Genomic DNA, 26,108 nt, shown 5'->3' with positions numbered 1-26,108 from the left:
GTCGTGAGTGGTAATGTGGCGGGGACCACGGACGAGGGCGGGGCAGACAACAAGCCCTTCACCGTGACCGTCACTGCAACTAACGATGCTCCCATGCTGACTGTCTCGGATCTGCGCATATCCGAGGAGGGATTGCCGGGATCCAATCCAGACAATTCACCCAATCCCGGCGATATTACCGACAGCACTTCGACCTATGCGACGGCAAGTGTGACAGATATCGACAGCAATACCTTTACGTTCACTCTTTCTGCTCCATCTGGCCTGAGCTCTGGAGGGGTACCAGTTGTGTGGAGTGGTATAGGGTCTGCGACACTGGTGGGGTCAGCGGGAGGGATCCCAGTCATACAAGTATCTGTAGATCCGGTTGGTAAATATACCGTCACCTTGCTGGGGCCCATCGATCATGAATTTGGAGACAATAAGGAAGGACTGAAGACATTTACCTTCAACCTGTCAGCCAGTGATGGTGACTTGAGTGATACCAAGCAGGTCAGTGTTGTTATTGAAGACGATATGCCCGTGATCACAGGCATCGAAAGTCTGGAAGTGATGAATGTAGCCGACATCACTACCGGTGGATTGTTTGGCGTCTCTTTTGGTGCTGATGGCCCTCTGGGTACTGGTGGACTGAAACTGACGGGATGGCCTGATTTGGCAGGGATCACCGAAACCTTGTCGACTGATGGCAAGACTCTGGTAGCAACCATTGATGGTAGTGGGCAGCCACCTAAAGTGTTCTATACATTGACACTCAATGACGACAATACTTACAGCTTTGAACTGGTTACTCCCCAGCCAACCCAGACTTTCTCGATCGGAGCACAGTTCGGTGCTGGTGGGCCTGTTGAGACGATCGGAGTTACTGCTGGCGGGATTGGTGTCCTGTTCGATGGTCTGCTGTTCAATGGCAGCGTCAATAATCCTCAGAATCTGCCGGGGAGTGATGCAGATAATCTCAACCCGAACAACAATGGTTTCGGGATTAAGAACGGCAACCTGGATAATAACGAAGGGTTCAAGGTATCCACGACGGCAGCCGTTGATGGGCTCTCTTTCAACGTCTACGGGGTTGGCAACACCAATACCAGCACCATACAGTGGGTGGCTTATGCTGCCGACGGCGTGACCGTCGTCGATTCCGGAGAGCTTGTTCTGTCAGGACTCAAAGGATCGATGCAGTTGGCCAGCATAGAACCCGATGGGGAGTTCAGCCAGCTTTATGTCCGCTTTGTGCTGAATGGCAATGACTCGGTGAGGATCGAGAATTTCGGAGTGATCGACAAGATCACGCCTCCTGATATTGACCTTGATTTCAGCGCTACCTTGACTGATGCCGATGGAGATAAAGCCAGCGCCAACTTTACTGTATCGGTCAAGAGCAATGAGCCTCCCGTCGCGTCCAATATTCTGGTTGTGGGCAGCAACACCTCGGATACCCCCGACACTACCGGGACCCCCGGCACGGATGATGATCACAAGGTGCCCAACTCCAACGGTAGTGTGGATGGTCTGGTTGCAGGCGGTGCTGGTCACGATATTGTGGTGGGGGACATCGGCGGCACCAGTACCAATTTCATCCCGGGTGAGAATTACAATATTGCCCTGGTGGTCGATGTGTCTGGCAGTATGGCTGGATCACGACTGAATATGCTCAAGGCCTCCCTGACCCATTTGGCCAACCAGTTGAAAGATCATGATGGTGAGATCAATGTCACCTTGATTGGTTTTGCGGCGAATGCCAGCGAGAGTGTGACAATAGTAGGGCTTGATGCCAGTAATGTGAGCAACCTGACCAATGCCATTGATGCACTGGTTGCCAATGGTGGCACCAACTATGAAGCCGCGTTCAATCAGGCCGTGCAGTGGTTCAATGATGGTAGCAAGGCTGCTCCCGGTTACCAGAACCTGACATTCTTTGTCACGGATGGTAACCCGACTTACTACCTCAATGACAGCAATCAGGTCGCCGGACCAGGCAACAGCACCACATTTGAGGTGATCAAGGAGTCGGTGGATGCTTTTGTTTCACTCAGTGCCATCAGCCAGGTCAATGCAATCGGGGTGACCAATGATGTTAACAAGGATTTGTTGAAGTTCTTTGATAACACGACTGAAACGGCAGATCAGTTTTACTCGGCAGGCAGCTTCCTTGACTTGGCCACATTTGGTAGTGGTAGCGGCATAAATGCCGCCTCGGGATGGGTGCTCAGTGGTGATGCTCAGGGATCGCATACTGTTACGAATGGAAGCTTGCGGATCCGGGATGATCGAACCGGTTCTGATTCTGACAGGACAATATTGGCGCTCGCCGTGGCCAATGCCATCCAGGTTTCTGCGGCACAAGCCGGAGCAAGTCTGCAGTTCCAGTATGCCTTGAATGGTGTTAATAGCAGCGACAGCTTCACCTGGAAGTTGGTGAAACTCGAGGGTGGTGTCTGGGATATGCTCAATCCAGTGCAAACGGGCACCATTACTGGCGTTAGTTCATCTGTTTTGACGGCTTACAGCACTATCACAACCGATGGACTGCCTGTCGGGCAATACGGGTTTGTGTTCGAACTGCTCGACAGCTCCAATGACCGGAATCCTGAGGTACGGATAGACAATATCCGGATCGAGCAGGGTTTCAATGCCCCGATCGGCGATGCCCAGATTGTGACCAGTGCCGAGCAGTTGACGGCAGCCCTGACCGAGGGGGATCAGATTACCGTGTTGCTGGGGGCCGGCAATGACGTGGCCGATGGTGGTGTTGGCAATGACATCCTGTTTGGCGATGTGCTCAATACCGATACGCTGGCCAGCGAGTTGGGACTGGATCTGCCCAAAGGTTCTGGTTGGCTGGTATTTGAAACGCTGGAGTCCAGTCATGGGTGGACACGTGAACAGACGGTGGATTACATCCGGACCCATATTACTGAGCTGAGTGGGGAGAGTAGCCGCAGTGGTGGTAATGACACCCTATATGGTGGCAGTGGCAACGATATCCTTTTTGGCCAGGAAGGGAACGACAACCTTGTTGGAGGTGTCGGTGATGATTATCTGGATGGTGGTTCTGGTAGCGATATACTCACGGGCGACCTTGGTAAGGACATTCTGATCGGTGGCCTTGGCAGCGATATCATGACCGGTGGTGGGGAGAGTGACACCTTCAAGTGGTTGGCGGGGGATGCGGACGGCAGTATCGATACCATTACTGATTTCACTTTAGGTGATACCAACAATGGTGGAGATGTACTGGATCTGTCAGATCTGCTGGTCGGCGTACCTGCAGTGGGGAACAACGAGGATCTGGCAGCCGTGCTGGACAACTATCTGCAGTTCAACACGACGACCAAGACGTTGACGATAGATCCTGCCGGGGCCGGTGGGAGCCCGGAACTGACCATCCAGTTCCAGAACTCACTCGATCTAGCCTCGATTGGGTCCAATCAGGATATCATCAAGCACTTGCTGGATGACGGTAACTTGAAGGTTGATCCGTAACCCTGTCTCGGGGCCGGGCTTGCCTGGCCCCTGTTTTTTCTCAAGGTGGATGGATAAGATAGCGGCCGTAGAAGAGAGGGTAATCATGCAGTCATTCAACTGGGTCGACATTGATGGCATCCGTTATAGCTGGGATGGACAGGGCAACATTACCTGCGCAGGCCAGTTTGGCTATCAGGCCTCGATCGCTGGTGATCGGCTGGATGGGATGGAGATAGAGAATGAGGCCGGTGATGTAGCGGGCTCGCTCTATGTTGACTTTGCAGCAGCCTCTATCACCTATGTGCCTGTTTTGGATACCGAGTCTGCCCATAACATGATTCTGGTTGGCCATGAGCAGGGTCAGCAGGAGTATCCGCTGGTCAGTTTTCACCCTCCGTTGTTACAAAGTTTGCTTGGGCCGTCTGATACCATCCCTTGGTCTGCGATGGAGGAGGCAAGTGGTGGCACCGATATCGGACAGGTGGTGCAAGGACATGTTCTGTCGTGGGACTCGTTCCATTTCGATGATGAGGTGCAGGTCTGCGGTGCGACATCGTCACAAGATAAGGTAGAGCAGAGCCCAGATGTCTGCAGCGTGGTCACCATCAGTCTCGATCTGACCAATCAGATACTGGATCAGCTCCCCCCCTTGCATGATATATGAATCCCGTAACTGCACGGGCATAATGACCTCAATCTTTCCGATTGAGGTTTTTTTCTATGTGGCGTCCCCTTCTTACTCTTTCTGCTCTGGTTGTCAGTGCTCCGCTGCTGGCGATTGAAGTGCCGCAAGCGCCCCATCTGGTAGTGAGTGGTTATGCCGAGCAGAAGACCGAACCCGATATGCTCACCCTCAATGTGGCGGTGAGTGCACTGGATAAGCAGGGCCTCAATGCCAAGCAGCAGGTCGATACCAAGGTCGCAGCCTTTTTCAGCCAACTGGAAGGGCTGGGGATCAAGCGCAGCGATGTTGAGGCTGGCAACCTGATGGTCTCTCCGGAATATCAGTATGGCGAGAACAAGAAGCCGGTATTGCTGGGATACCGTGCCCAGCGGCAATTGGCGGTCAAACTCTATCAACTGGATAAATTGAGCCCCCTGATGGATACCGCCCTCAAAGCTGGGCTGGAGTCCGTATCCCAGATTGAGTACGGGTTGAAGTCGCCGCAGGTCATCAAGGAGCAGGCCCGTTTGAATGCCGTTGAGGATGCCAAAACCAAGGCTGAATCTCTGGCCAAGGCGTTCGGGATGAAGCTTGGCAAGGTCTACAGTGTGGAGTACCGCAATGCTTCGCCCATTACCGCCTACAGCCGCAACCTGAAGATGGTGCAGGCCATGGCGATGGCTGCACCTGCGGCGGATATGGCGGACAACAGCTATCAACAACAGCAGATCACGGTAAGTGATAATATCGAGGCTGTTTTCTTGCTGGAGTGATGCCCGTAGTTTAAGTCCAGTCATGAATAACCCCGCCATTTGCTGCGGGGTTTTTATTGCGCATCGATGCAGATATAAAAAAGCCGACGCTCGTGTTTACTTCATCGGGCGTCGGCTTTTTGTTGCGCTGGGTTTATCAGACGGTCACAGCGTCAACCTTGGTCGCTTCAGGAGCTGGGTTGCGGATGAGGTAATCAAACGCACCCAGTGCAGCGGTGGCGCCGGCACCCATGGAGATGATGATCTGCTTGAACGGTACCGTGGTGGCATCCCCTGCGGCGTAGACGCCGGGCAGGGAGGTCGCCCCTTTGGTATCGATCTCGATCTCGCCAAAGCGGGTCAGAGCAATCTCGCTCCCTTTCAGGAACTCGGTGTTCGGTACCAGGCCGATCTGGACGAAGATTCCCGCCACCGCCAGGTGTTTGATCTCACCGGTGGTGCGATCTTCGTAGTCCATACCGACCACCTTGCTGCCATCACCGATCACTTCGGTGGTGCGCGCGCTCATGATGATGTCGATATTGCTCATGGAGCGAGCCTTCTTCTGAAGCACTTCATCGGCTCGCAGGGTGTCGGCGAACTCCACCACAGTCACATGATCGACGATGCCAGCCAAGTCGATCGCTGCCTCGATGCCGGAGTTACCGCCACCGATCACAGCTACTCGCTTGCCCTTGAAGAAGGGACCATCGCAGTGCGGGCAGTAGGCCACGCCCTTGGTGCGGTACTCGAGCTCGCCCGGCACATTCAGATCACGCCAGCGCGCACCGGTCGCCAGGATCACGGCACGGCTCTTCAAGGTGGCGCCAGAGGCGAGATCCACGTTCACATACCCATCTTTGCTGATGGCGACGGCGCGCTGCTCGGTTATCACTTCCACGCCGTACTCTTTGACGTGCTGCTCCAGGCTGGCGGCCAGCTTGGGGCCTTCGGTATAGGGCACGGAGATAAAGTTCTCGATACCGACGGTGTCCATCACCTGACCACCGAAACGCTCGGCAACGATGGCGGTGCGAATGCCTTTACGGGCGGCATAGATGGCCGCTGCGGCGCCAGCCGGGCCACCGCCCACCACCAGTACGTCGTAGGGATCTTTCTCATTCAGCTCGGCAGCCTTGCGCTCGGCGGCGCCGGTGTCGAGTTTGGCGACGATCTCTTCGAGTGAAATACGGCCCTGGCTGAACGGTTGACCGTTCAGGTAGACATTCGGTACCGCCATGATTTGACGCTCGGCGACCTCTTCCTGGAACAGGGCGCCATCGATCATGGTGTGAGTGATGCCGGGGTTCAGGGTCGCCATCAGGTTGAGAGCCTGTACTACGTCCGGGCAGTTGTGGCAGGAGAGGGAGATATAGGTCTCGAAGTGGAACTCACCCTTGAGATTGCGGATCTGCTCCTGCACGGCCACATCGGCCTTGGAGGGGTGGCCGCCGCTTTGCAACAGGGCGAGCACTAGAGAGGTAAATTCATGACCCATGGGGATGCCGGCAAAGTGAACGCGCGGGGCTTGGCCCTGCGGCGCGACACTCATGGAAGGCTTGCGAACGGCAGTGCCAGAGGTCTGGGTGATCTTGGGGGACATCTCGGCGATCTCGCTGGCCAGTGCCAGCAGCTCTGCAGATTTGTCGCTGTCGTTGCCGGACACGCTGATCTCGATGGGATTGACGATGTACTGCAGATAGGTGTTCAGCTGTTGTTTGAGGTTGGTATCCAACATGGTCGAATTCCTTCTTGTAATGGCGAGTTGGCATTAAATGTGAGTCGGTCTGCTTTCAGGCCTATTTGGCAATGCCGGAAAGCAGACCGGCCCTTATGCGGGCCGGTCTTGGAAGTGGGAGGCTTAGATCTTGCCTACCAGGTCCAGGGACGGGGCCAGAGTGGCTTCGCCTTCTTTCCATTTTGCCGGGCACACTTCGCCCGGGTGGGAGGCAACGTACTGGGCCGCTTTGACTTTGCGCAGCAGTTCCAGTGCGTCACGGCCGATACCGCCAGCGTTGATCTCGACGATCTGGATGATGCCCTGCGGGTCAATCACGAAGGTACCGCGGTCAGCCAGACCAGCTTCTTCGATCATCACGCCGAAGTTGCGGGTGATGGTACCAGTCGGGTCACCAATCATCGGGTACTGGATCTTCTGAATGGTGTCAGAGGTGTCGTGCCATGCTTTGTGAGTGAAGTGGGTATCGGTAGAGACAGAGTAGATCTCGACGCCCAGTTTCTGGAATTCAGCGTAGTTGTCAGCCAGGTCGCCCAGCTCGGTCGGGCAAACGAAGGTGAAGTCAGCCGGGTAGAAGAAGACCACGGACCACTTGCCTTTCAGGTCAGCGTCAGACACCTGAACGAATTTGCCATTGTGGTAGGCGGTAGCATTGAACGGCTTGATTTCAGTGTTGATGTAGGTAGACATGTAATTGCTCCTTGGTGATGTACATATGCCGGTCTGGTGTTGAAGAGTCTTGCCAGACGAGGCGCTTAACTTTCGATGGATTCATCATAAGGGCTTCCGCTAATCGATAAAAGCCGCATTTTTGAATCGCTTAAATCTACTTATTAGATAGCTCACTATGGCTGTACCTAACATGAATATCTCTGGCTTACTGAGATAACTCCTTGTCGTGGTTCAATATCTGTGCGCTACATCGCCTTTTCAAGGCATAAGAAGGGGTGTGTAGAGTTACGATGACGCGATGAGATAAACGGTGGTGCAAACAGGTGGGGCAGGAGGTTGAGGGAACTGGTCGCAGCGATGGGGGATGTGCTGGTAGGGAGGAAGCCGAAAAGCGCAGATAAAAAAATCCCGGCGCTATCGCAACGACAGGGCCGGGTCATCAAACAAGGAATGGCTATATAAACAAATGCTTTACAGCAAAGACTAACTACGGGGTGTGCAAACTTGCAGACATATGAGAGGAAGATAATGGGTGCACAATCCCTCGTCTCCCCCTCGGCAACTATTGCATGAGAGGAATAATAGTGTGATGCAGATCACAAGGCAAGTGTTTGGTGTAATTTTTCAGTCAAAATGAAAGTGTTTCATCATTCCAGCTTATTTTGACGGCTGAAAACGCTTTTATTGTAATTTAATTACACCAAAATCTGTCAAAAGTCGGTTGGGGGCTCCTGCTCTTCCATCAATTCAAGCAGGTTGATGGCCACGGCAATAAAGTCCGACTCGGTGACAATGCCGATTAGCTTGCGTCCTTTGAGTACCGGCAGGCAGCCATATCTGTGGCGCTGCAGGTAAAGTGCTGCCTCCTTGATGCCGGCGTGAGGATCTACGCTCGCCACTTGCCGTGTCATGATCTCGTCGAGTTGCACGCTGTCGGTAAATTCGGCTTCCCGCTCCGGGCTGATGAGCAGCAGCTTGGATTCCCGGGTGGCCAGGATATCGGTGAGAGTTACCAACCCCAGCAGATGATGCTGCTCGTCGACGATGGGAATGTGGCGGATTCGCTCCTGCTGCATCAGGTCCATCGCCTGTTTGACACTGTTTGACGGACCCAGAGTGAAGGGGTGTTCGGTCATGATTTCGGATAGGGTCATCATGGTGGGCCTCCTTGTGTATCTGCTTTCACCCTAGCCCAGTGCCCATTGGCAAAACATGATCAGGGTCAATACAGAACATTAAAGAATCATTAACCGGATGTGTGTCTCAATATTGCTCGCTACCCCTTGTCTCTCTTGGGTTTTTGGTCTTTTGGGTTGCCTTGGAAGATGGGGATAACTAGACTAGCCGCCGATTCCCCCCGAGGTGAAAGATGCAAGTATCCGATTTTCATTTTGATCTGCCAGACGAGCTGATTGCCCGCTATCCGATGGCAGAGCGTACTGCCAGCCGCCTGTTGCAGCTCGATGGTCAAACTGGCGCCCTGCGCCACGGTCAATTTGTGGATGTGCTGGATCAGCTCAATCCGGGTGACCTGCTGGTATTCAATAACACCCGTGTCATTCCGGCGCGCATGTTTGGCCAGAAGGCCAGCGGTGGCAAGCTGGAGGTACTGGTCGAGCGCATTCTGGACGAGCACAGCGTGCTGGCCCATGTCCGTGCCTCCAAGGCGCCCAAGCCCGGCACCCGGATGATCATGGATGGTGGCGTTGAAGCCGAGATGCGCGCCCGCCACGACGCCCTGTTCGAGATCCACTTCCTCGACCCGCGTCCGGTGCTGGAGATTTTGGAGGCCATCGGCCACATGCCGCTGCCCCCCTATATCGACCGCCCCGACGAGGATGCCGACAAGGAGCGCTACCAGACCGTTTACAATCAAAAGCCGGGCGCTGTCGCTGCGCCGACCGCCGGCCTGCACTTTGATGAGCCGCTGCTTGAGAAAATTCGGGCCAAAGGGGTTGAAACGGCCTTCGTCACCCTGCATGTAGGGGCGGGCACCTTTCAGCCGGTGCGGGTAGATAAGATTGAAGATCACCACATGCACTCCGAGTATGCGGAAGTGCCGCAAGAGGTGGTGGATGCCATCGCGGCCACCCGTGCCCGTGGTGGCCGGGTGATTGCGGTCGGTACTACTTCGGTCCGTTCGCTGGAGAGCGCGGCCAAGGTCACCCTGGCACAGGGCAAACCGCTGGCGCCCTTTTTTAGTGACACCGATATCTTCATCTTCCCTGGTTACCAGTTCCAGATTGTCGATGCCATGCTCACCAACTTCCATCTGCCGGAGTCGACCCTGATCATGCTGGTCAGCGCCTTCGCCGGTTATGACAACGTGATGGCGGCCTATCAGGCAGCCGTGGTCGGACAGTACCGTTTCTTCAGCTACGGGGATGCCATGTTCGTCACCCGTCGCCAGGTTGAAGCATAAGCTTCAGCTTATTTACCGGGCCGTGAGCGGCCCTCCTATAGTCAGACTGTTTATCTGACGCAGCCGAGGTAGCAATGAAATTTGAACTGAAAACCACCGACGGCCGTGCCCGTCGCGGTCAACTGGTCTTCGAACGTGGTGTGGTACAAACGCCGGCCTTTATGCCGGTCGGGACTTACGGCACCGTCAAGGGGATGACCCCGGAAGAAGTGCGTGAAACCGGCGCCCAGATCCTGCTGGGTAACACCTTCCACCTCTGGCTGCGCCCGGGTCAGGAAGTGATGCGTGCCCACGGCGATCTGCATGACTTCATGAACTGGCAGGGCCCGATCCTGACCGACTCCGGTGGTTTCCAGGTGTTCAGCCTGGGACATATTCGCAAGATCACCGAAGCGGGCGTCCACTTCCGCCACCCCATCAATGGCGAGAAGATCTTCCTCGACCCCGAGAAGTCCATGGAGATCCAGTACGATCTGGGCTCCGACATCGTGATGATCTTCGACGAGTGCACTCCGTACCCGGCCACTTATGAAGAAGCGCGCAAGTCGATGGAGATGTCCCTGCGCTGGGGCAAGCGCTCCCGCGACAAGTTTGATGCGCTGGGCAACAAGAACGCCCTGTTCGGCATCATTCAGGGCTCGGTCTACGAAGATCTGCGTGATGTCTCCCTCAAGGGGCTGCTGGAGATCGGTTTCGACGGTTATGCGGTCGGTGGTCTGGCCGTGGGTGAACCCAAAGAGGACATGCACCGCATCCTCGAGCACGTCTGCCCGAAAATTCCGGCTGACAAGCCGCGCTACCTGATGGGTGTTGGCAAGCCGGAAGACTTGGTGGAAGGGGTGCGCCGTGGTATCGACATGTTCGACTGCGTCATGCCGACCCGCAACGCCCGCAACGGCCACCTGTTCACCACTGATGGCGTAGTGAAGATCCGCAATGCCCAGCACCGCAACGACACCAGCACCCTGGATGCCGAATGCGATTGCTACACCTGCAAGAACTACAGCCGCAGCTACCTGCACCATCTGGACAAGTGCAACGAGATCCTCGGTGCCCGTCTGAATACGATTCATAACCTGCGTTACTACCAGCGTGTGATGCAGGGTTTGCGGGACGCGATCGAGCAGGGTAAATTAGACGACTTTGTAACAGAGTTTTACCGTCGGCAAGGGAAGCCTGTGCCTCCGTTAGCTGAAAATGACGTTAAATAACAACAACATATAATTTTGTTTTTTTAATCTACATCAATAAGAGGTTGTTAAATGAGCATTATCTCCAAGGCGTATGCAGAAGGCGCAGCACCGGGTGCACAGGGTGGTGGTATGGAAATGATCATCATGCTGGCCGTATTCGGCCTGATCTTCTACTTCATGATCTATCGTCCCCAGGCCAAACGTGCCAAGGATCACCGCAATCTGATGAGCTCCTTGTCCAAGGGTGATGAAGTGCTCACTTCTGGTGGCCTGGTTGGCAAAATTGCCAAAGTGGCTGCAGACAGCGATTACCTGGTGATCGCCCTGAACGACCAGACTCAAGTCACCATCAAAAAGGACTTCGTCTCTGCCGTTCTGCCCAAGGGTTCTATCCAGTCCCTTTAATCTCCCAAGGAGCACAGCGTGTTGAATCGCTATCCGCTGTGGAAATACCTGATGGTGATCCTGGTGATCGCCATCGGTTTTCTATATGCAGCCCCCAATCTTTACGGCGAAGATCCGGCTTTGCAGGTTTCTGCCAGCCGTGGTGCCGAAGTCAAGCTAGATACTCTTGATCTGGTGAAAGAGACCCTTGAAGCGGCCAAGATCCCGGTCAAACATGCTGCATTCGAGCACGGTTTTATCCTGATCCGTTTCAAGAACACCGAAGACCAGCTGAAGGCGCGCGATATCGTTGCCAACAAGCTGGGCGACAACTTCATTACCGCACTCAACCTGGCACCTTCCACTCCCGCCTGGCTCGAAGCCATCGGTGCGGCGCCTCTGAAGCTGGGTCTTGATCTGCGCGGTGGTGTGCATTTCCTGATGGAAGTGGACATGGCCGAAGCACTGACCAAGCAGCAAGAGCAGATGGTGCAGGATTTCCGCTCCGAGCTGCGCACCCAGAAGATCCGTTACTCCGGCGTACGCCGGGTCGGTGATCAGGTGCAGGTGATCTTCCGTGACGAAGCCGATCAGGAACGCGCCGTTTCTCATCTGCGTCGTCAGAACCCTGATTTGACTTTCACTACCGAGCAGAAGGGGGATGAGTTCATCCTGCTGGCTGGTCTGAGCGAAGCCAAGATCAAGGAGGTGAAGAAGTACGCCCTCGAGCAGAACATCACCATCATCCGTAACCGGGTCAACGAACTGGGTGTGGCCGAGCCGCTGGTACAACAGCAGGGCGCCGAACGCATTGTCGTTGAACTGCCCGGTATTCAGGATACCGCTCGTGCCAAGGAGATCCTCGGTGCGACCGCGACCCTGGAGTTCCACATGGTGGATGAGGCGGCTGATATTCAGGCGGCTGCTGAAGGGCGAGTTCCCCCCAGTTCCAAGGTTTATACCGATCGCAATGGTCGTCCGGTGGTACTGCACAAGCGAGTGATCCTGACCGGTGACCACATCGTGGGTGCCCAGTCCGGTTTCGACGAGTACAGCCGTCCCCAGGTCAACATCAAGCTGGATGGCCAGGGTGGCAACAAGATGGCCAACTTTACCAAGGACAACGTCGGTAAAGGGATGGCGACCGTCTTCATCGAGTACAAGCCGGTCGGTCAGCCTGGTCCGGATGGCAAGCGCAAGTTCCGCAAGCAGGAGGAGGTGATCAACGTCGCCACCATCCAGTCGCGCCTTGGCAGCCAGTTCCGCATCACAGGTATCGACAACGCCAACGAAGCCCACAACCTGGCGCTGTTGCTGCGTGCCGGTGCCCTGATCGCCCCGATCCAGATCGTGGAAGAGCGCACCATTGGCCCGAGCCTGGGTCAACAGAACATCGACAGCGGTATGGAAGCCATCGGCTGGGCCATGCTGGTGATCGTGCTGTTCATGGGGATCTACTACCGCGCGTTCGGCTGGGTCGCCAACTTGGCGCTCTGCATGAACCTGGTGTTGATTGTCGGCATCATGTCGATGATCCCTGGGGCCACCATGACATTGCCGGGTATCGCCGGTATCGTCTTGACGCTGGGTATGGCGGTGGATGCCAACGTACTGATCTACGAGCGTATTCGTGAAGAGATCCGCAACGGTCGCGGTGTTCAGCAAGCCATCCATCTGGGCTTTGATCGGGCATTCTCCACCATCGCCGACTCCAACGTGACCTCGCTGATCACTTGCGTGATCCTGTTCGGTATCGGTACTGGCGCCATCAAGGGCTTTGCCCTGACGCTGGGCATTGGTCTGACCGCCTCCATGTTTACTGCCATCACAGTTTCCCGTGCCATTATCAACCTGGCTTGGGGTGGACGGCGTATCGACAAGCTGCCCATCTGAGGATAGAGAAATGTTTCAGATTCTACATTTTGAAAAACCGATCCCGTTTATGCGCTATGCCAAGCCGGGTGTGGTTTTCTCTTCCGTGCTGATGGTGGTAGCCCTGTTCTTCCTGTTTGATCGGGGGCTGAACTGGGGTCTGGACTTTACTGGTGGTACCACCATCGAGGTGGGATTCCAGCAGTCGGTGAGCCTGGACAAGATCCACGACGTTCTGGAAGAGCAGAAGATTGAAGGAGCCACCCTGCAACACTTTGGCTCCAGCCGTGACGTACTGTTCCGTCTGACCCCTAAAGAGGGGGTCAAGGTCGAGCAGCAGGGTAACGAGGTGCTGGCAGCGGCCAAGCTGCTCGATGAGGGCGCTGTACTCAAACGCGTCGAATTCGTCGGCCCTTCAGTCGGTGACGAGCTTGCTACTGACGGGGCGCTGGCGATGCTGGCCTCCATCATCTGTATCCTGATCTACGTGGCGGTGCGCTTTGAATGGCGTCTGGCCATGGGCGGCATCCTCTCGCTGGTGCATGACGTGGTGATCACCCTGGGCGTCTTTGCCTACTTCCAGTACGAGTTCGACCTGACCGTGCTGGCGGCATTGATGACCCTGGTGGGTTACTCCCTGAACGATACCATAGTGGTGTTCGACCGCTTGCGGGAGAACTTCCGCAAGGTGCGCAAAGGGGATACCGACTACATTCTCGATCTCTCCATGACCGAGACCCTGAGCCGTACCATCATCACCTCCGGGCTCACCTTCGTGGTGGTGCTGGCGCTGCTGCTCAAGGGCGGCGCGCTGATCCACGGTTTTGCCGTGGCCATGGTGATCGGTGTGGCGTTCGGTACCTACTCCTCCATCTATGTGGCGAGTGCGTTTGCCATGTTCCTCGGCGTCAAGCGCGAGCACATGCTGCCCACCCAGGTAGAGAAAGAGGGTGCGGACCAACAGGAAATCCTGCCGTAACAGTGAAGAGCGCCTCATGGCGCTCTTTTCTTATCTCTGCGTGTCGTTTGCTGACGCAGATGATTTCAACAAAAGGAGCTTGCCATGCAACACAATCCCCGTTTTTTGGCGCTGGTTGACGGGATCCGCTCCCGCATCACCGAAACCGATGTTCACCAGATCAAGCGCTGGCAGGACGAAGGGCGCACGTTTCACCTGATCGACGTGCGGGAAGAGAGCGAGTGGGCCAAAGGCCATCTGCCCGGAGCCCAATATCTGGGTCGTGGAGTGATTGAGCGGGATATCGAGACCCTGTTCCCGGATCCCGAGACCACGCTCTATCTCTATTGTGGTGGCGGTTTTCGCTCCGTACTGGCGGCCGACAATTTGCAACAGATGGGTTATCGCAACGTAATCAGTGTTGACGGCGGTTTTCGCGGCTGGCTGGAGGCCGGATACCCTGTCGAATCCTGATTTATTTGATGGAGAGGGGCTCAGCTACATGACAAAGTGGCGGCTGACCTTTACCATATGCGGGGTCAAGCGTAAGCGTCGGAGTGTTCATTGAACGTCAGGAAAGGGATTGGATACCTCCTTGGTATCCTGTTGCTGCTACCCATGTGGGGTTGCAGCAGTAGCAGTCATGTCAACACCCCTAAGGTTCCCAAGGCGCAGCCTGCTTCACTGGTATTGGCGACCCCCCTGCAGGTCTCCTACCAAAGCGAGTTGGCGCTCGCCCGACTCGGGCAGATGCTGAGTGAAATGGAGTTGACCACGGAGCAACGGGCCGAGTTGTTCTATGAACGTGCCGTGGTGTTTGATCGCGTCGGCTTGCGTTCCCTTGCCCGTCTCGATTTCAACAGGGCCCTGCGGGAGAAACCGGATTTCGCTGAAGCCTACAACTTCATCGGTGTCTATCTGGTACAGCAGCAGAACTACGACGAAGCCTATGAGGCATTCGACTCAGCCCTCGAGCTGGCACCCGATTATGACTATGCCTACCTTAACCGCGGTATTGCCCTCTATTACGGTAATCGTCCCGAGCTGGCAGCGGCCGATATGAAGCGTTTCTACGAAGCGCAGCCGGAAGACCCTTATCGGGTGATCTGGCTCTATCTGGCCGAGCAGAAGCTCAATCCCGCTGCGGCCATGAGCCGGATGCGCGAGCGCCTCAACAAGTACGATGACGATGCATGGAACTGGGATCTGGTGCGTCTCTACACCGGTGAGATCAACGCGTCCCAGCTGATGGGCAATGTGGTGAAAGGGGTGAAAGATAACCGGGAGCTGGCCGAGCGCCTGTGTGAAACCTATTTCTATCTGGGCAAGTTCGAGTTGGGCAAAGGCAACCGCAAGGAAGCCATCAGCTACTTCAAGCTGGCGCTCTCCAACAACGTCTATGACTTCATCGAGCACCGCTATGCTCTGCTCGAACTGGAGTTGATGGCGCGCAAACCCTTGCCGCCGGGTGCCCAGAGCAAAGGCGAACAGCCCTCCTGAATGGAGATGGCGATTACCCGGTGATAAAAAACCTCGGTATGAGGCTAATGCCAGTCAGTAAAGCCTGACTGGCATTGTTTTTATCTGCTTTTTCACACCCACTCCCGTGGCTTGGCTCCATGTCACAGTGAGCTTCGTGTCGCTAATCCACACAACCCCACCAGTTTTTCCAACTCTGCCGCCCGCCTCTGAATAATGAACGGGCACATCTGATCCATGCAGCTCAACAGATGGATGGGGCCGACTCCGTGTGAAACCCGGTCGGCTCGTCGTATGCCTCCTGATATGGGTGATTCTCTTCCCTATCGCGGTGGGCGACTGGTTGACTATCGCTGCTCTTGTCCGATTCCTGCCGGACTGCCTCTCTCATAATGGGTGAGGCTGACGATAGGGAGTAAATATGCGTGCTGGCCCGTGCTTTTACACTCCGTTACATCTGCTCGTCCTGTGACCGCCCCATAATGGTCCTTGGTCTCCTAACCCTGTTCGATGGGAGGTGGATCAGTAGTCGATAAAGTGGAGATCACGAGCAATTTCCTGTCAGCACGGAGGCCTGGACGACGGATGTCACAGAGCGTATCAAACCAGGTGATCAGACGAATGCTGGGAGCCTGCCAGCAGCAGGGGGGCGATCCCGATGCCATTTTGATGGCGGGCGGCCTCACGTCGTTCGACATCGAGCGGGAGCAGGGCCGGCTGCCGGCCCACAGCCACTACCGGATGCTGCAACTGATGCAGCCCTATCTGGCCATTTTTCACGAAACCATCCTCTCCTACGACATCGGCCAGCTCTACCAGCACTATCCACCCCTCATCAGCCTGTGCCTGAACCAGCCATCACCGCGGGCGGCGCTAGAGATGCTGCTGGCCTATCGCCCCATCATCGGCAGTTGTGACGAGCTGCGGGTGCGGCGGGGGGCGCAGGCCAGCCAATACCTGTATGTCAATCAGGGGCCCGCCAGCCTGGGGGCGAGTCAGGCCATCCCCAACTTCATCATGCTCTACCGGATTTTGCGGGTCTATCTGGCGGATCCTCGGGTCTCGGTGGGCTTCACGGGGCGGCCGCCACCGCGCCATCAACTGCTGGACCAGTTCTTCGCCACTAGCTGCCGCTGGGAGCAGGGGGAAAACACCCTGACCATCGACAATGCCCAACTCGACTGCCCCAGCCACTGCTACAACGAGCCGCTGGGTCGTCTGCAACTGGCCCAGCTGGCGCAGATCTGCGCCGACATCGCCGAGCGGGCCCCCTTTGCCTGTCTGGTGGGGGAGCGGATCCGCCACAAGATCCGGGAAGGGGAGCTGGAGAGCAACGAGAGCCTGCTCAAGGAGGTGTGCGCGGCCATGAATGTCAGCCGCTGGACCCTGAATCGCAAATTGCAGGGGGAGGGGAGCAGTTTCTCGACCCTGCTGAGGGAAGCGAGGGTGAGCGAAGCCTGCCGCTTGCTGGGTGAGGGGGATCAACCGCTGCAGAGCATCAGCGATCGGGTCGGTTTCTCGTCCCAGAGCGCCTTCAACCGCTTCTTCAAGGCCAACACCCGGATGACGCCGCTGGCCTATCGCAACGCCCGCCAATAAAAACGGGACCGGTGCAAGGCCGGTCCCGTGGGCGGGTCATTGCTGGGCAATGTTCGGGCAAGGCCGGGCTGGGGGCCCGGCCGTGCCTGCCTTTGTTAGCGGGTGATGGTGGTGACGCTGGCGGGATCCACCCCGGTCGGCAGTGCCAGTGCCCCTGGCGTGGTGTTGCTCACCACGATCTCCTTGCTAACCGTGAAGCTGACCGGCGTGCTGGCGGAGACATCCGACGAGGGGCTGATGTAGGCGCTGTAGCGGCCCGGCTCCACGATCCACTGGTTGCTGGCCTCATCGAAGCTGGCGAGGATGCTGGCCGGAATGGTGAAGCTCAGCTGTTCGCTGGCCCCCGGTGCCAGTTGCGCCGTCTTGGCAAAGGCCTTGAGCTCGATGAGCGGTTTCTTCAGCTTGACCTCGGGGGCGGTCACATAGACCTGGGCCGCCTCCTTGCCTGCCACGGCGCCGGTGTTGGTGATGGTGGCGGTCAGCACCAGGTTGCCGGCGCTGCCGTCCGCTAGGGTATTACTGGCGATGGCGGGGCTGGTGTAGCTGAAGCTGGTGTAGGAGAGACCGAAGCCGAACGGGTAGGAGACCGCCTGCTCGAAGGTGCTGTAGTAGCGATAGCCCACGTAGATCCCTTCGTTGTAGTAGAGATCGTCCGGTTCGCCGTCCCCGTCGGTGTCCTCGCCCGGGAAGGTGCCGGCGGAGGGTACGCTGGCGTAGCTGTGCGGGAAGCTCTGGGCCAGTTTGCCGCTCGGGTTGACCGCGCCGGAGAGCACGTCCGCCACCGCGTGACCGGTCTCCTGGCCGGCCATGTAGGCCAGCAGGATGCCATCCACCTTGTCGCTCCACTGGGCGGTGTCGATGACGCCGTTGACATTGAGCACCACCACCACCTTCTTGCCCTGGGCGTGGAAGGCGCTGCTCACCGCGTCGATGAGGGCGCGTTCGTCATCACCGAGCAGATAGTCCCCCTTGCCGCTGCTGCGATCCGCCCCTTCCCCGGCCTGGCGGCCGATGCTGATGACGGCGGCTTGCTGGGTGGCTGCCGCACTGGCGATCAGCGCCGCCAGATCGCCGCTGATCGGTGCCTCGGCGCAGGTGTAGTAGCCCTTGGCGCCAAATTGCCCCTCGTGATAGACCTTGTTGTTCTCGTAAAAATCGCGGTAGTAGCTCTGCAGCGCCTCGTTGACCGGGAAGTGTGCCGCCAGTCCCTGCGCGATGGTGGTGGTGCTGGCGGCGTTCACATCGCCGCTGCCGGTGCCGCCCTTGTAGGTGTTGATCTGATTGATGCCGAAACTGGCCAGGGTGCTGCTTGCCGCCAGCGGCAGGGCCGCGGCCTCGTTGCGCAGCAGCACCATGCTCTCGGCGCCGGCCTGACGGGCCAGTTTGGCGTGGGCAGTCAGATCCGGGCTGTTGCTGATGGCCAGCTGGCTGTAGGAGGGGCTCTTCATTACCTGGGTCAGGATGTGGATGGCGGCCTCGTTTACCTTGGCTTCGTCGAGATCGCCGTGCTCGATGGATTGCTGCAACTGCTCCTTGACGTTGCCCGGCTCGATCAAATCCTGTCCCGCCAGCACCTGCTTGTAGGCGTTGTTGGCCACGTCGCCGGCAAACCAGTCGGACATCACCAGGCCGTCGAACTTCCACTCGCCGCGCAGCAGGTCGGTCACCGCATCCCTGCGCTCGTTCACATAGGTGCCGTTGATCTTGTTGTAGGAGGTCATCACCGCCCAGGGCTGGGCCTCGTCCACCGCTATCTGGAAGCCGCGCAGGTAGATCTCGCGGAAGGTTCTCGGTTCGCCGATGGCGTTGATCTGGTTGCGGTTGGTCTCGGAGTTGTTGCCGAAGTAGTGCTTGATGGTGGTGCCTACCCCGTTGCTCTCCACCCCGTTGACCATGGCGGCGCCGATTTTGCCGGTGAGCAGGGGGTCTTCCGAGTAGTACTCGAAGTTGCGGCCATTGAGCGGGTTACGCTGGATGTTCATGCCCGGGGCCAGCAGGATGTCGACCCCGTACTGGCGCACCTCGTCCCCCATGGCTTCGCCGACGGCCTTGACCAGCTTGACGTCCCAGCTGGAGGCGAGCAGCGAGCCGATGGGCCAGGCGGTGGCATAGTAGCTGGCGCTGTCACCGTCGCGGTTGGCGTTGATCCGCACCCCGGCCGGCCCGTCCGCCAGTTTGAGGGCCGGAATGTCGATGCCGTCCGCGCTGCGCAGCACGCCGTTGATGTAACCCGCCACGCCGGGCACGTCCTGCTTGACGTTGATGGCGCCGTTGGCACTGCCGTAACCGGGGCCGGAGAGCAGGTCCAGCTTCTCGCTCAGGGTCAGCTTGGCCACCATGGCCTCGGCCTGGCCGCGGTAATAGGCATCGTCCTTGACCAGGGGATCCGAGTCATTCTGGTTGCAACCGACCAGCAGGCCGGCCAGCGCCAGGCTGACACCCAGTGAAACCGCTTTCAATTTTGTGGTGATAGGCATGAAGACGTCCTCGTAACTGTCTGAATAAAAATACAAAGGAGATATCGACACCGGGCGCAAGGCATCCGCCCGGGCTGGGCCGCTCTGCTGGCGGCTGCCATTGGATATCGCAAGGAAGGCCGAACGTGCCGGTGGGCCGGCGTTTGGCTGCAGGCAGGTTAACAAGCCGGGCGATGGCTGCCTTGCCCCGAGGGAGCGAGAAATGTGCCGGCGGGAGCAAGGGGGCCGAGTTGTGAGCAAGGTCGCATCGAAAGGCGGTGCCAAAGCAAAGGTGGGGGTGGCAAGAGGGGAAAGGGCAGGGGAGAAGGAGGGAAAACGGATGGCCTGACGGCCAATGAGGATGGCTGCGATCAACACGCGAGGGGGCCGGCGGCCCCCTCGAAGATCAGCTGATATGCCCGGGCAATGGCCCGGGACGGCTCACTTGGGCTGTTTGAGGGCCCCGGCGAGTTCAATCTGCACCTTGACCCCCTCCTGCTTGAGCGCCGTGGCGACGGCGTTCAGATCGGTGCCCGGCTTGGCTTCCAGCAGGGCGATGCCGCCGCTGCTCTGCTTGAAGCGCAGGCCGTGCCGGCTGGCCAGCGCGCTGGCCTGGTTGTCATCGGCTTCCACCAGCAGGGTGCCGCTGACGGTGAGCTCGGGGCTGGCGGCCCCTTGCATCAACACGTCACCGCGGCGCAGGGTCTGTTGCGGGACCTTGCTGTCAAGGCTGCGGGCGACCCGCTTCTTGCTGCCGTTGTCAGGAATGAGGTAGGTCTGGCCATTTACCTCTATAGTGCTGTACTGCTTGCCATCCATGGTGACGGACTCCTGGGCGCAGAGCTGTCCCGAGAGGGGGGCCAGCAGGGTTGCCAGAAGCAAGGTAACAGGTTTGTTCATGGTAATACTCCTAGCGTGTTAGCTGCGGTTGGCATCGTGACCCAGGACCCGCAGGGACCATGAGATCAGCTTGCCCGGTTGGCGATTGTTGCGCTCGGTCAGGGTGGTACGCTCACGGGTCTCGCGATTGAGCAGAGAGACCTGACGGGTACCGTTGGCAACGTCGGTTACTTCCAGTCGCCACTGGCCTTGCGCCGATTCGCCGTAGAACTTGTTGGATAGCATCCGCATGTCGCGCAATCCCTTGGTTCGCACAAAGCCCAGTTGCTGCTGGTCGAGAGATTGGCCGACCAGGCTGTTGAAGGGGCTCAGCAGGATGCTGCGGGTGCCGGCGGGGGAGACCAGTTCGATCAGCAGATCGGGCAGACGCTGATGATCCAGACTCACCATCACCTGAACCGCTTCTACCGTCAAGGGTGTCGCGATGCGGGTTGTTGAGCTGGTCGGGCTGTTGCCCACATCGGCAATGGCGGCGGCACTGCCGGTGACATTGATCTTCTGCCATGGCAGCTGTACCAGCGGGGGGAGGGGCTGGTGATTGGCTGCCAGCTCAAGGGCCTTGTTGACGTCAATCAGACCAAAACCGTAAGTCGGGCTGAACCACATGCCGGCGGCATTGCGCTCCCACCCTTCCAGCCCTTTCATATCACGCACCTTGCCGGTGCTGCTGGTGTAGCTGACCATCACAGGTTTCTGTGTGGCATCGACCCGGGTTGCGCTGCGCGCCAGCAGATCCCGCAGGTCACGTACCGACAGATCCGGGTAGGCGGACATCAGCAGCGCCATGGCGCCGGAGGTGCTGGGGGTGGCGGAGGAGGTGCCGTTCATCACACCGTTGTAGTCGCAGCTGGCATCCAGTTGCGGGTTGCCGTGCAGCCGGTTGGTGCTGGGATCGTCGGTGCGGTTGTAACCCATGTCGCAGCCGGGCAGATCCGTGGTCACCATCGCCGGAGAGTCGGTACCGTATTCGCCGCCGGTCGCGCTCAGGAAGATGTTGCTGCCGACGCTGGAGTAGGAGGATCTGACGCCATCGGCGTTGAGCGCGCTCACCACCAGGTTCCAGAAGTTGCTGTTGGAGGGATCGAGGTTGCTGTTTTCAAACGGCAATTTGGGGCCATTGCCGGTGCGGTTAAGCACATAGCCGCCCGCCGCTATCTTGTTGAAGCCGTTGCCGGCGGCCTTGATATAGGCCGCGCCCTGCGCCTTGAGGGTCTGCTGTTCAAACAGACGATCAAGCTGGGATTGATCCAGAGAGTTGGCAGAGCGGGGATCCACCACACTCATGCCGTAGCTCTGGTTGAACACCCGGTTGTCGCGACTGGCATCGCTGTCGCCAAGGGCGTAGAGCCAATCCTTCTGCAACTGCTGGCTGTTGTCATCCAGCAGGTTGAATCCCTGCAGCTGGGCTCGCGGGGCTATCCCCTTGGTACCGATGGCGTTGTCTACCGCCGCAATAATGCCGGAGACCGAGGTGCCGTGGGCCGTATCCGGATCGGTCGGGGTCGGGTCATCGCTGCCGGTCACCACGTTTTTTGAGCCCGGACGGACGTTCTCCGCCAGATCCGGGTGGGCGATAGCCAAGCCATCATCCACCACGGCCACATTGACTCCCTGGCCCAGCACGCCGGTGCGATGAGCCCACCAGAGGTTGAGATCATTGCCCGCTATACCACCACGGGCGCTGAATCCATCCTGCCCGCTGTTGAGCAGATACCACTGCTGATCCTGCAGGGGATTGGTACCTGGCAGGCAGCGCTCGGTGCTGCTGCGTCCGATATCCATGCCGCTCTCCTTGCCGGTGAGCGGCGCACAACCTTCATTTGCCTGAACGAGCGCACTGGGCAGGGTCGACAGCAGTGCTGTGATCGCCAGTGCTAACGATGTTTGCTTCATTATTTTTTTAACTCCATCTTGGATCGCACCATCCTGAGTGCGACGGAAATCTATACACGGGTGGTAGGGGTTCAAAAAGAGCCATTTTCAAAAAACGCAATGAGGTTCAAAGAAATCCGATTCAGTTTGTGGTAGGTATTCCAATGACACTGGTTATGTGTTCTATTGAGAATGGTTCTCACCGCTCGCTACTGATCTTTTTATCTGTAATTCACTCCTCTCGCGACTCTCCTTCGCCGCAGCCATCTCGATTCGGGGCAATCCCGAGTGGAGCTCGTGCGCTCTTGAACGTGAGTGGCATGGTTGTGTGTGCCAACGTGAGAGCAGCTATGCATTCGGGGGTGACAGCAAGGGTGATGGGGTGGGACCAGCGGTTTATTGCTTGGCGGCGGTGGATGGCTCTGTTATGGTAATTGAAATAGCCGTTTGGATGGCTAGATTGCTGCGGTTTGAGGGGCCTAATCTATGAGTGTCGCCCCGCCGCAGTCCCATAGCTTGATGCGTACCTGACAGGGAGTCCCTATGCCGTTTCGTTCCTTCTTATCTTCTCCTTTGACTGTTTCCTTGCGCGCCACTGCTGGCGCCAGCACCTTTATTGCCGCGATGGCGGTCGGGAGCCTCTCTTTTCCCGCGGTTGCCGCCGATGCGCCCTTGCCGGCCAAACAGGAGATCGTGATTGGTACCACTGTGGGGGATTTTGCCGACATGGTGACCGACTCCATCAAGCCGCAGCTGGAGGCCAAGGGGTATAAGGTCAAGCTGGTGGAGTTCACCGACTATGTGACGCCCAATATTGCTCTGGCTGACGGATCACTGGATGTGAACTGCTTCCAGCACAAACCCTATCTGGAGAGTTTTGCCAAAGATCGCGGCTTGTCGCTGGCGCCCATTACCCAGGTGCCAACCGGTCCGATGGGACTCTATTCCGGCAAGCTGGCAGCACTCGACAAGGTGAAAGAGGGGAGCACGGTGGCCATCCCCAACGATCCCACCAATCAGGCGCGGGCGCTGCTGATGCTGCAGGATCTTGGTTGGCTCACTCTCAAGGAGGGGATAAACCCGCTCAAGGCGAGCGAGTTTGATGTGGTGAACAATCCGCACAATCTCAAGCTGGTACTGCTGGAAGCCGCGCAGTTGCCCCGCTCGCGGGAGGATGTGGACTTCTCGGTGATCAACGGTAATTTTGCCGCCTCCAGCGGAATCCCGTTCAGTGAAGGACTGTTTCTGGAGCGCAGCTACGATTTTATCAACTGGGTGGTGGTGAAAAGCGCAGATGCGGACCAGCCTTTTGCCAAAGATGTGGCGGCGGCCTACAACTCGGCGGCTTTCAAAGCCTATGCAGCCAAGCGTTTCGTCGGCTACAAGTACCCGCAAGGGTGGGGTGGCTAACTGTCGTGAACGTGGCCCGGCTATACAACGAAAAACGCCCCGAATTCGGGGCGTTTTTTATGGTATCAAGCCATCAACGGGCGCTTCACTGGTTGCGATAGAAGCGGTTCAGCTCGTTCATCACCTGGATCATGGCGCCCATATCCGGGGTGCCGTGCTTGATCGGGCGATAGCTGTTGCGCTCCAGCAGTTCGAAGTCACCCTGCTTGTTGAAGTGGGTGATGGTCTCCCCTTCATAGATGGCGAAGTCGTTCTGATCCCCGGCCAGCAGCCAGTTGCGCGGGCTGGTATCAAACAGCGAGCGGCCAACGCTGTAATCGCGCGCCGGATTGCGCACGCCCAGCATCCCCTGCATCAGGGTCGGCGCCAGATCGAAATGGCTGCTTGGTTGTTTCCGAACGTCACTGCCGCGCCCCGGCCAGGCCAGTACCAGTGGTACCTGCACCTGATAGGGTGAGTAGTTGCTGCCTGCGCCCCAGCTGTTGCTGCGGGTGTCGTTGAACTCCTGACCATGGTTGGAGGTGATCACGACGATGGTGTTGCTGTCCATCCCCTGCGACTGCAATTTGGTCAGCATCTGCTCAAGCAACTGGTCGGTATAGAAGACCGAGTTCTTGTAGCGGTTCTCCAGTTTTTGCAAGTTCTCCGCCCGATAGGCGGTCGCCGGATTGAAGTTGGCGAGCTCCGGTTGGAACGGCCCCTTCATGGTGGCGGGCAACTGGTAGTCGCCTGGGCTCGAGAGATAGACCAGCGAGAACCAGGGACGCTCGGGAGAGCGCTTCTCCAGCCACTGTTGCCAGTCGGTCAGCAGCTTGCCATCGTCACTCTGCTCGGAGACAAACACCTGTTTGCGCAGACCGGCGAGGATGCTCTTGCGATACTTCTGGGCATCTTCCATCGCGCCGAACAGCCCGAACTGGTAATCCTGACGCAACATCTCGTCAAACAGCACCGGTGGACGCTTGTCGCTGCTGATGTCCTTGTAGTAGTGACCGGGCAACCCGTAGAAGAGGCTGAACATGCCCATCAGGTCGTCGTTGCCGCCACTCAGGTGATTGCGGAACGTCAGATGCTGATCCGCATAGCGCTGCAGATTGGGCATGTTGATGTTGTTGAGCATGTCAAAACGCAATGAGTCGACCACCACAATCAGCAGATTGTTGTGAGTCAGGGGGGCGTTGACGTTGAGCGGGCGCAGTGGGTAATGCATCCGGCTGTCGCTGTTATCCCCCTGGGAAGCAGCCTGCTTCTCGTACTGATCCAGATCCAGCCAGCCATGTTTGGCCAGGAAGGAGCGGGCCGTCATAGGGTAGGAGAGGGGGAAGTTGGCTCTCTGCATGGTGATGGGCTGATAGAGGGTCGCATCCGCCCAGCTGTTGACCACGTGGGTCAGAATAAAGCAGATCAGCAGGGCCAGCCCCACCTGATTGCCGTACTGGCGGCGCTTGCGCTTGTTGATCTTGCGCCAGACATAGGCCGACAGCAGCAGTTGCAGCAGGAAGATGGTGGGCACGGCAACGAAGATGATGCTCCAGATTGAGCCCTCTTCGGTTTGCGCCTGATCCAGCAGCAACTGCCATACCTGACTGTTGAGGTGGAACTTGAACAGCCGGAATACCTGGGTGTCGATCAGCAGCAGCACCAGCGCCAGGGTGGCGATGATGGCCGAGATGAACCGCAGCGGTTTCTCTTTGGGCAGCACGAAGCTGAGCGGGAAGATCGTCAACAGGTAGGTGACAAAACTCAGAAACGAGAAGTGGCCAATCCAGCTTACAACGAGATAGATCACGCCAAGCGTGGTCGATGGCCAGCTGATGGCACCCAGATAACGGGTGGCGATGAGCATGGCCAGAATAATGTTGAAGAAGGAGAACCAATGCCCCCAGGTGATCAGGCGAGAGACATTATCACGATAGGGGTTACCGGTTTCGACCATAGTGATCCATCTGCGTTGAGAAACGTCAAATCAACAGAGTCGGGGACTCAGTGTGCGTCGTGGCGATTATCGACCGATGCGGTCAGGGCCTGGACAAACTTTTCAGTGATGGCCTGGCGCTGGGCCGGTGCCATACCGTTGATGATATTGGTGGTCAGATTGCCAAGCACCATAAGGCTGAGATCCACCGGCGCTTTATGCTTTTCCAGCGCGGTGATCAGGTCGTTCATCAGGGCGTCAAATTGCTCGTTATTGTACTTTGATACGATAGGCATAATCTTCAGTTCATCTCGGTTCAAAGCGCCTTATAATACTTCACCCTTTCGGCTAACA

At 57.5% G+C, this 26,108-nt stretch carries 20 protein-coding genes; 12 read left to right on the top strand and 8 right to left on the bottom strand.

All coding sequences use genetic code 11. The features are described 5' to 3' along the window. The first annotated feature begins 93 nt into the window (after positions 1-93). From G5253_RS17655 to G5253_RS17645, 3 genes are all read left to right on the top strand, one after another. Complete coding sequence (locus G5253_RS17655) at positions 94-3,486, top strand: VWA domain-containing protein (RefSeq protein WP_266135656.1); 3,393 nt, start codon at positions 94-96, stop codon at positions 3,484-3,486. A gap of 85 nt (positions 3,487-3,571) precedes the next feature. Beyond that, complete coding sequence (locus G5253_RS17650; RefSeq protein WP_266135655.1) at positions 3,572-4,132, top strand: hypothetical protein; 561 nt, start codon at positions 3,572-3,574, stop codon at positions 4,130-4,132. 56 nt (positions 4,133-4,188) lie between these two features. Next, positions 4,189-4,905, top strand: coding sequence for an SIMPL domain-containing protein (locus G5253_RS17645; RefSeq protein ID WP_266135654.1), 717 nt, complete (start codon positions 4,189-4,191; stop codon positions 4,903-4,905). A 136-nt stretch (positions 4,906-5,041) separates the two neighbouring features. Here the strand turns inward: G5253_RS17645 and ahpF are convergent, their stop codons facing one another. The 3 genes from ahpF to G5253_RS17630 form a co-directional block, all read right to left on the bottom strand. Continuing rightward, entirely contained in the window at positions 5,042-6,622 is a 1,581-nt protein-coding gene (gene ahpF, locus G5253_RS17640; RefSeq protein ID WP_266135653.1) for an alkyl hydroperoxide reductase subunit F, read from the bottom strand. 123 nt (positions 6,623-6,745) lie between these two features. Then, positions 6,746-7,312: an alkyl hydroperoxide reductase subunit C gene (gene ahpC, locus G5253_RS17635; protein WP_005337335.1), complete on the bottom strand. Its 567-nt coding sequence runs from the start codon at positions 7,310-7,312 to the stop codon at positions 6,746-6,748. Between the two features lie 692 nt (positions 7,313-8,004). Next, complete coding sequence (locus G5253_RS17630; protein ID WP_013723842.1) at positions 8,005-8,451, bottom strand: CBS domain-containing protein; 447 nt, start codon at positions 8,449-8,451, stop codon at positions 8,005-8,007. Positions 8,452-8,663: 212 nt separating this feature from the next. Between G5253_RS17630 and queA the strand changes: the two genes are divergently transcribed. The 8 genes from queA (at position 8,664) to G5253_RS17590 (ending at position 17,201) form a co-directional block, all read left to right on the top strand. Then, entirely contained in the window at positions 8,664-9,716 is a 1,053-nt protein-coding gene (queA, locus tag G5253_RS17625; protein WP_266135652.1) for a tRNA preQ1(34) S-adenosylmethionine ribosyltransferase-isomerase QueA, read from the top strand. A 74-nt stretch (positions 9,717-9,790) separates the two neighbouring features. Beyond that, positions 9,791-10,927 carry a tRNA guanosine(34) transglycosylase Tgt gene (tgt, locus tag G5253_RS17620; RefSeq protein WP_005337329.1) on the top strand — a complete coding sequence of 379 codons (1,137 nt, stop codon included), beginning with the start codon at positions 9,791-9,793 and terminating at the stop codon, positions 10,925-10,927. Positions 10,928-10,978: 51 nt separating this feature from the next. Then, on the top strand, positions 10,979-11,314 hold the full coding sequence (gene yajC / locus G5253_RS17615) for a preprotein translocase subunit YajC (RefSeq protein WP_005337327.1): 336 nt from the start codon (positions 10,979-10,981) through the stop codon (positions 11,312-11,314). A gap of 18 nt (positions 11,315-11,332) precedes the next feature. Then, positions 11,333-13,186 carry a protein translocase subunit SecD gene (gene secD / locus G5253_RS17610; protein WP_216953338.1) on the top strand — a complete coding sequence of 618 codons (1,854 nt, stop codon included), beginning with the start codon at positions 11,333-11,335 and terminating at the stop codon, positions 13,184-13,186. Between the two features lie 10 nt (positions 13,187-13,196). Continuing rightward, positions 13,197-14,144 carry a protein translocase subunit SecF gene (secF, locus tag G5253_RS17605; RefSeq protein ID WP_005344682.1) on the top strand — a complete coding sequence of 316 codons (948 nt, stop codon included), beginning with the start codon at positions 13,197-13,199 and terminating at the stop codon, positions 14,142-14,144. Between the two features lie 84 nt (positions 14,145-14,228). Next, the gene (locus G5253_RS17600) at positions 14,229-14,597 is read left to right on the top strand and encodes a rhodanese-like domain-containing protein (protein ID WP_005344690.1); all 369 of its coding nucleotides are present in this window, start codon (positions 14,229-14,231) and stop codon (positions 14,595-14,597) included. A gap of 90 nt (positions 14,598-14,687) precedes the next feature. Next, a complete protein-coding gene (gene nlpI / locus G5253_RS17595; RefSeq protein ID WP_005344691.1) occupies positions 14,688-15,623 on the top strand; it encodes a lipoprotein NlpI in 936 nt (311 codons plus the stop codon). A gap of 600 nt (positions 15,624-16,223) precedes the next feature. Next, a complete protein-coding gene (locus G5253_RS17590; protein ID WP_216953339.1) occupies positions 16,224-17,201 on the top strand; it encodes an AraC family transcriptional regulator in 978 nt (325 codons plus the stop codon). Positions 17,202-17,296: 95 nt separating this feature from the next. Here G5253_RS17590 and G5253_RS17585 read toward each other — a convergent pair whose 3' ends face one another. From G5253_RS17585 to G5253_RS17575, 3 genes are all read right to left on the bottom strand, one after another. Continuing rightward, the gene (locus G5253_RS17585) at positions 17,297-19,678 is read right to left on the bottom strand and encodes a beta-glucosidase (protein ID WP_216953340.1); all 2,382 of its coding nucleotides are present in this window, start codon (positions 19,676-19,678) and stop codon (positions 17,297-17,299) included. 420 nt (positions 19,679-20,098) lie between these two features. Beyond that, entirely contained in the window at positions 20,099-20,557 is a 459-nt protein-coding gene (locus G5253_RS17580; RefSeq protein WP_216953341.1) for a serine protease chaperone, read from the bottom strand. An 18-nt stretch (positions 20,558-20,575) separates the two neighbouring features. Continuing rightward, positions 20,576-22,450, bottom strand: a complete 1,875-nt coding sequence (locus G5253_RS17575; protein ID WP_216953342.1) for a S8 family serine peptidase — start codon at positions 22,448-22,450, stop codon at positions 20,576-20,578. A 603-nt stretch (positions 22,451-23,053) separates the two neighbouring features. Between G5253_RS17575 and G5253_RS17570 the strand changes: the two genes are divergently transcribed. After that, positions 23,054-23,839, top strand: coding sequence for a MetQ/NlpA family ABC transporter substrate-binding protein (locus tag G5253_RS17570; RefSeq protein ID WP_254204306.1), 786 nt, complete (start codon positions 23,054-23,056; stop codon positions 23,837-23,839). Between the two features lie 85 nt (positions 23,840-23,924). On the opposite strand, the gene G5253_RS17565 is transcribed toward G5253_RS17570, so the two are convergent. Both G5253_RS17565 and G5253_RS17560 read right to left on the bottom strand, forming a co-directional pair. Then, positions 23,925-25,775: a DUF3413 domain-containing protein gene (locus G5253_RS17565; RefSeq protein WP_216953344.1), complete on the bottom strand. Its 1,851-nt coding sequence runs from the start codon at positions 25,773-25,775 to the stop codon at positions 23,925-23,927. Between the two features lie 47 nt (positions 25,776-25,822). Further along, on the bottom strand, positions 25,823-26,050 hold the full coding sequence (locus G5253_RS17560) for a YejL family protein (RefSeq protein WP_005333874.1): 228 nt from the start codon (positions 26,048-26,050) through the stop codon (positions 25,823-25,825). Between the last annotated feature and the right edge of the window lie 58 nt (positions 26,051-26,108).

This window comes from Aeromonas sp. 602658, assembly GCF_049173005.1.
Taxonomy (GTDB): Bacteria; Pseudomonadota; Gammaproteobacteria; order Enterobacterales; family Aeromonadaceae; genus Aeromonas; species Aeromonas veronii_A.
This window is presented reverse-complemented; position numbering and strand designations above follow the sequence as displayed.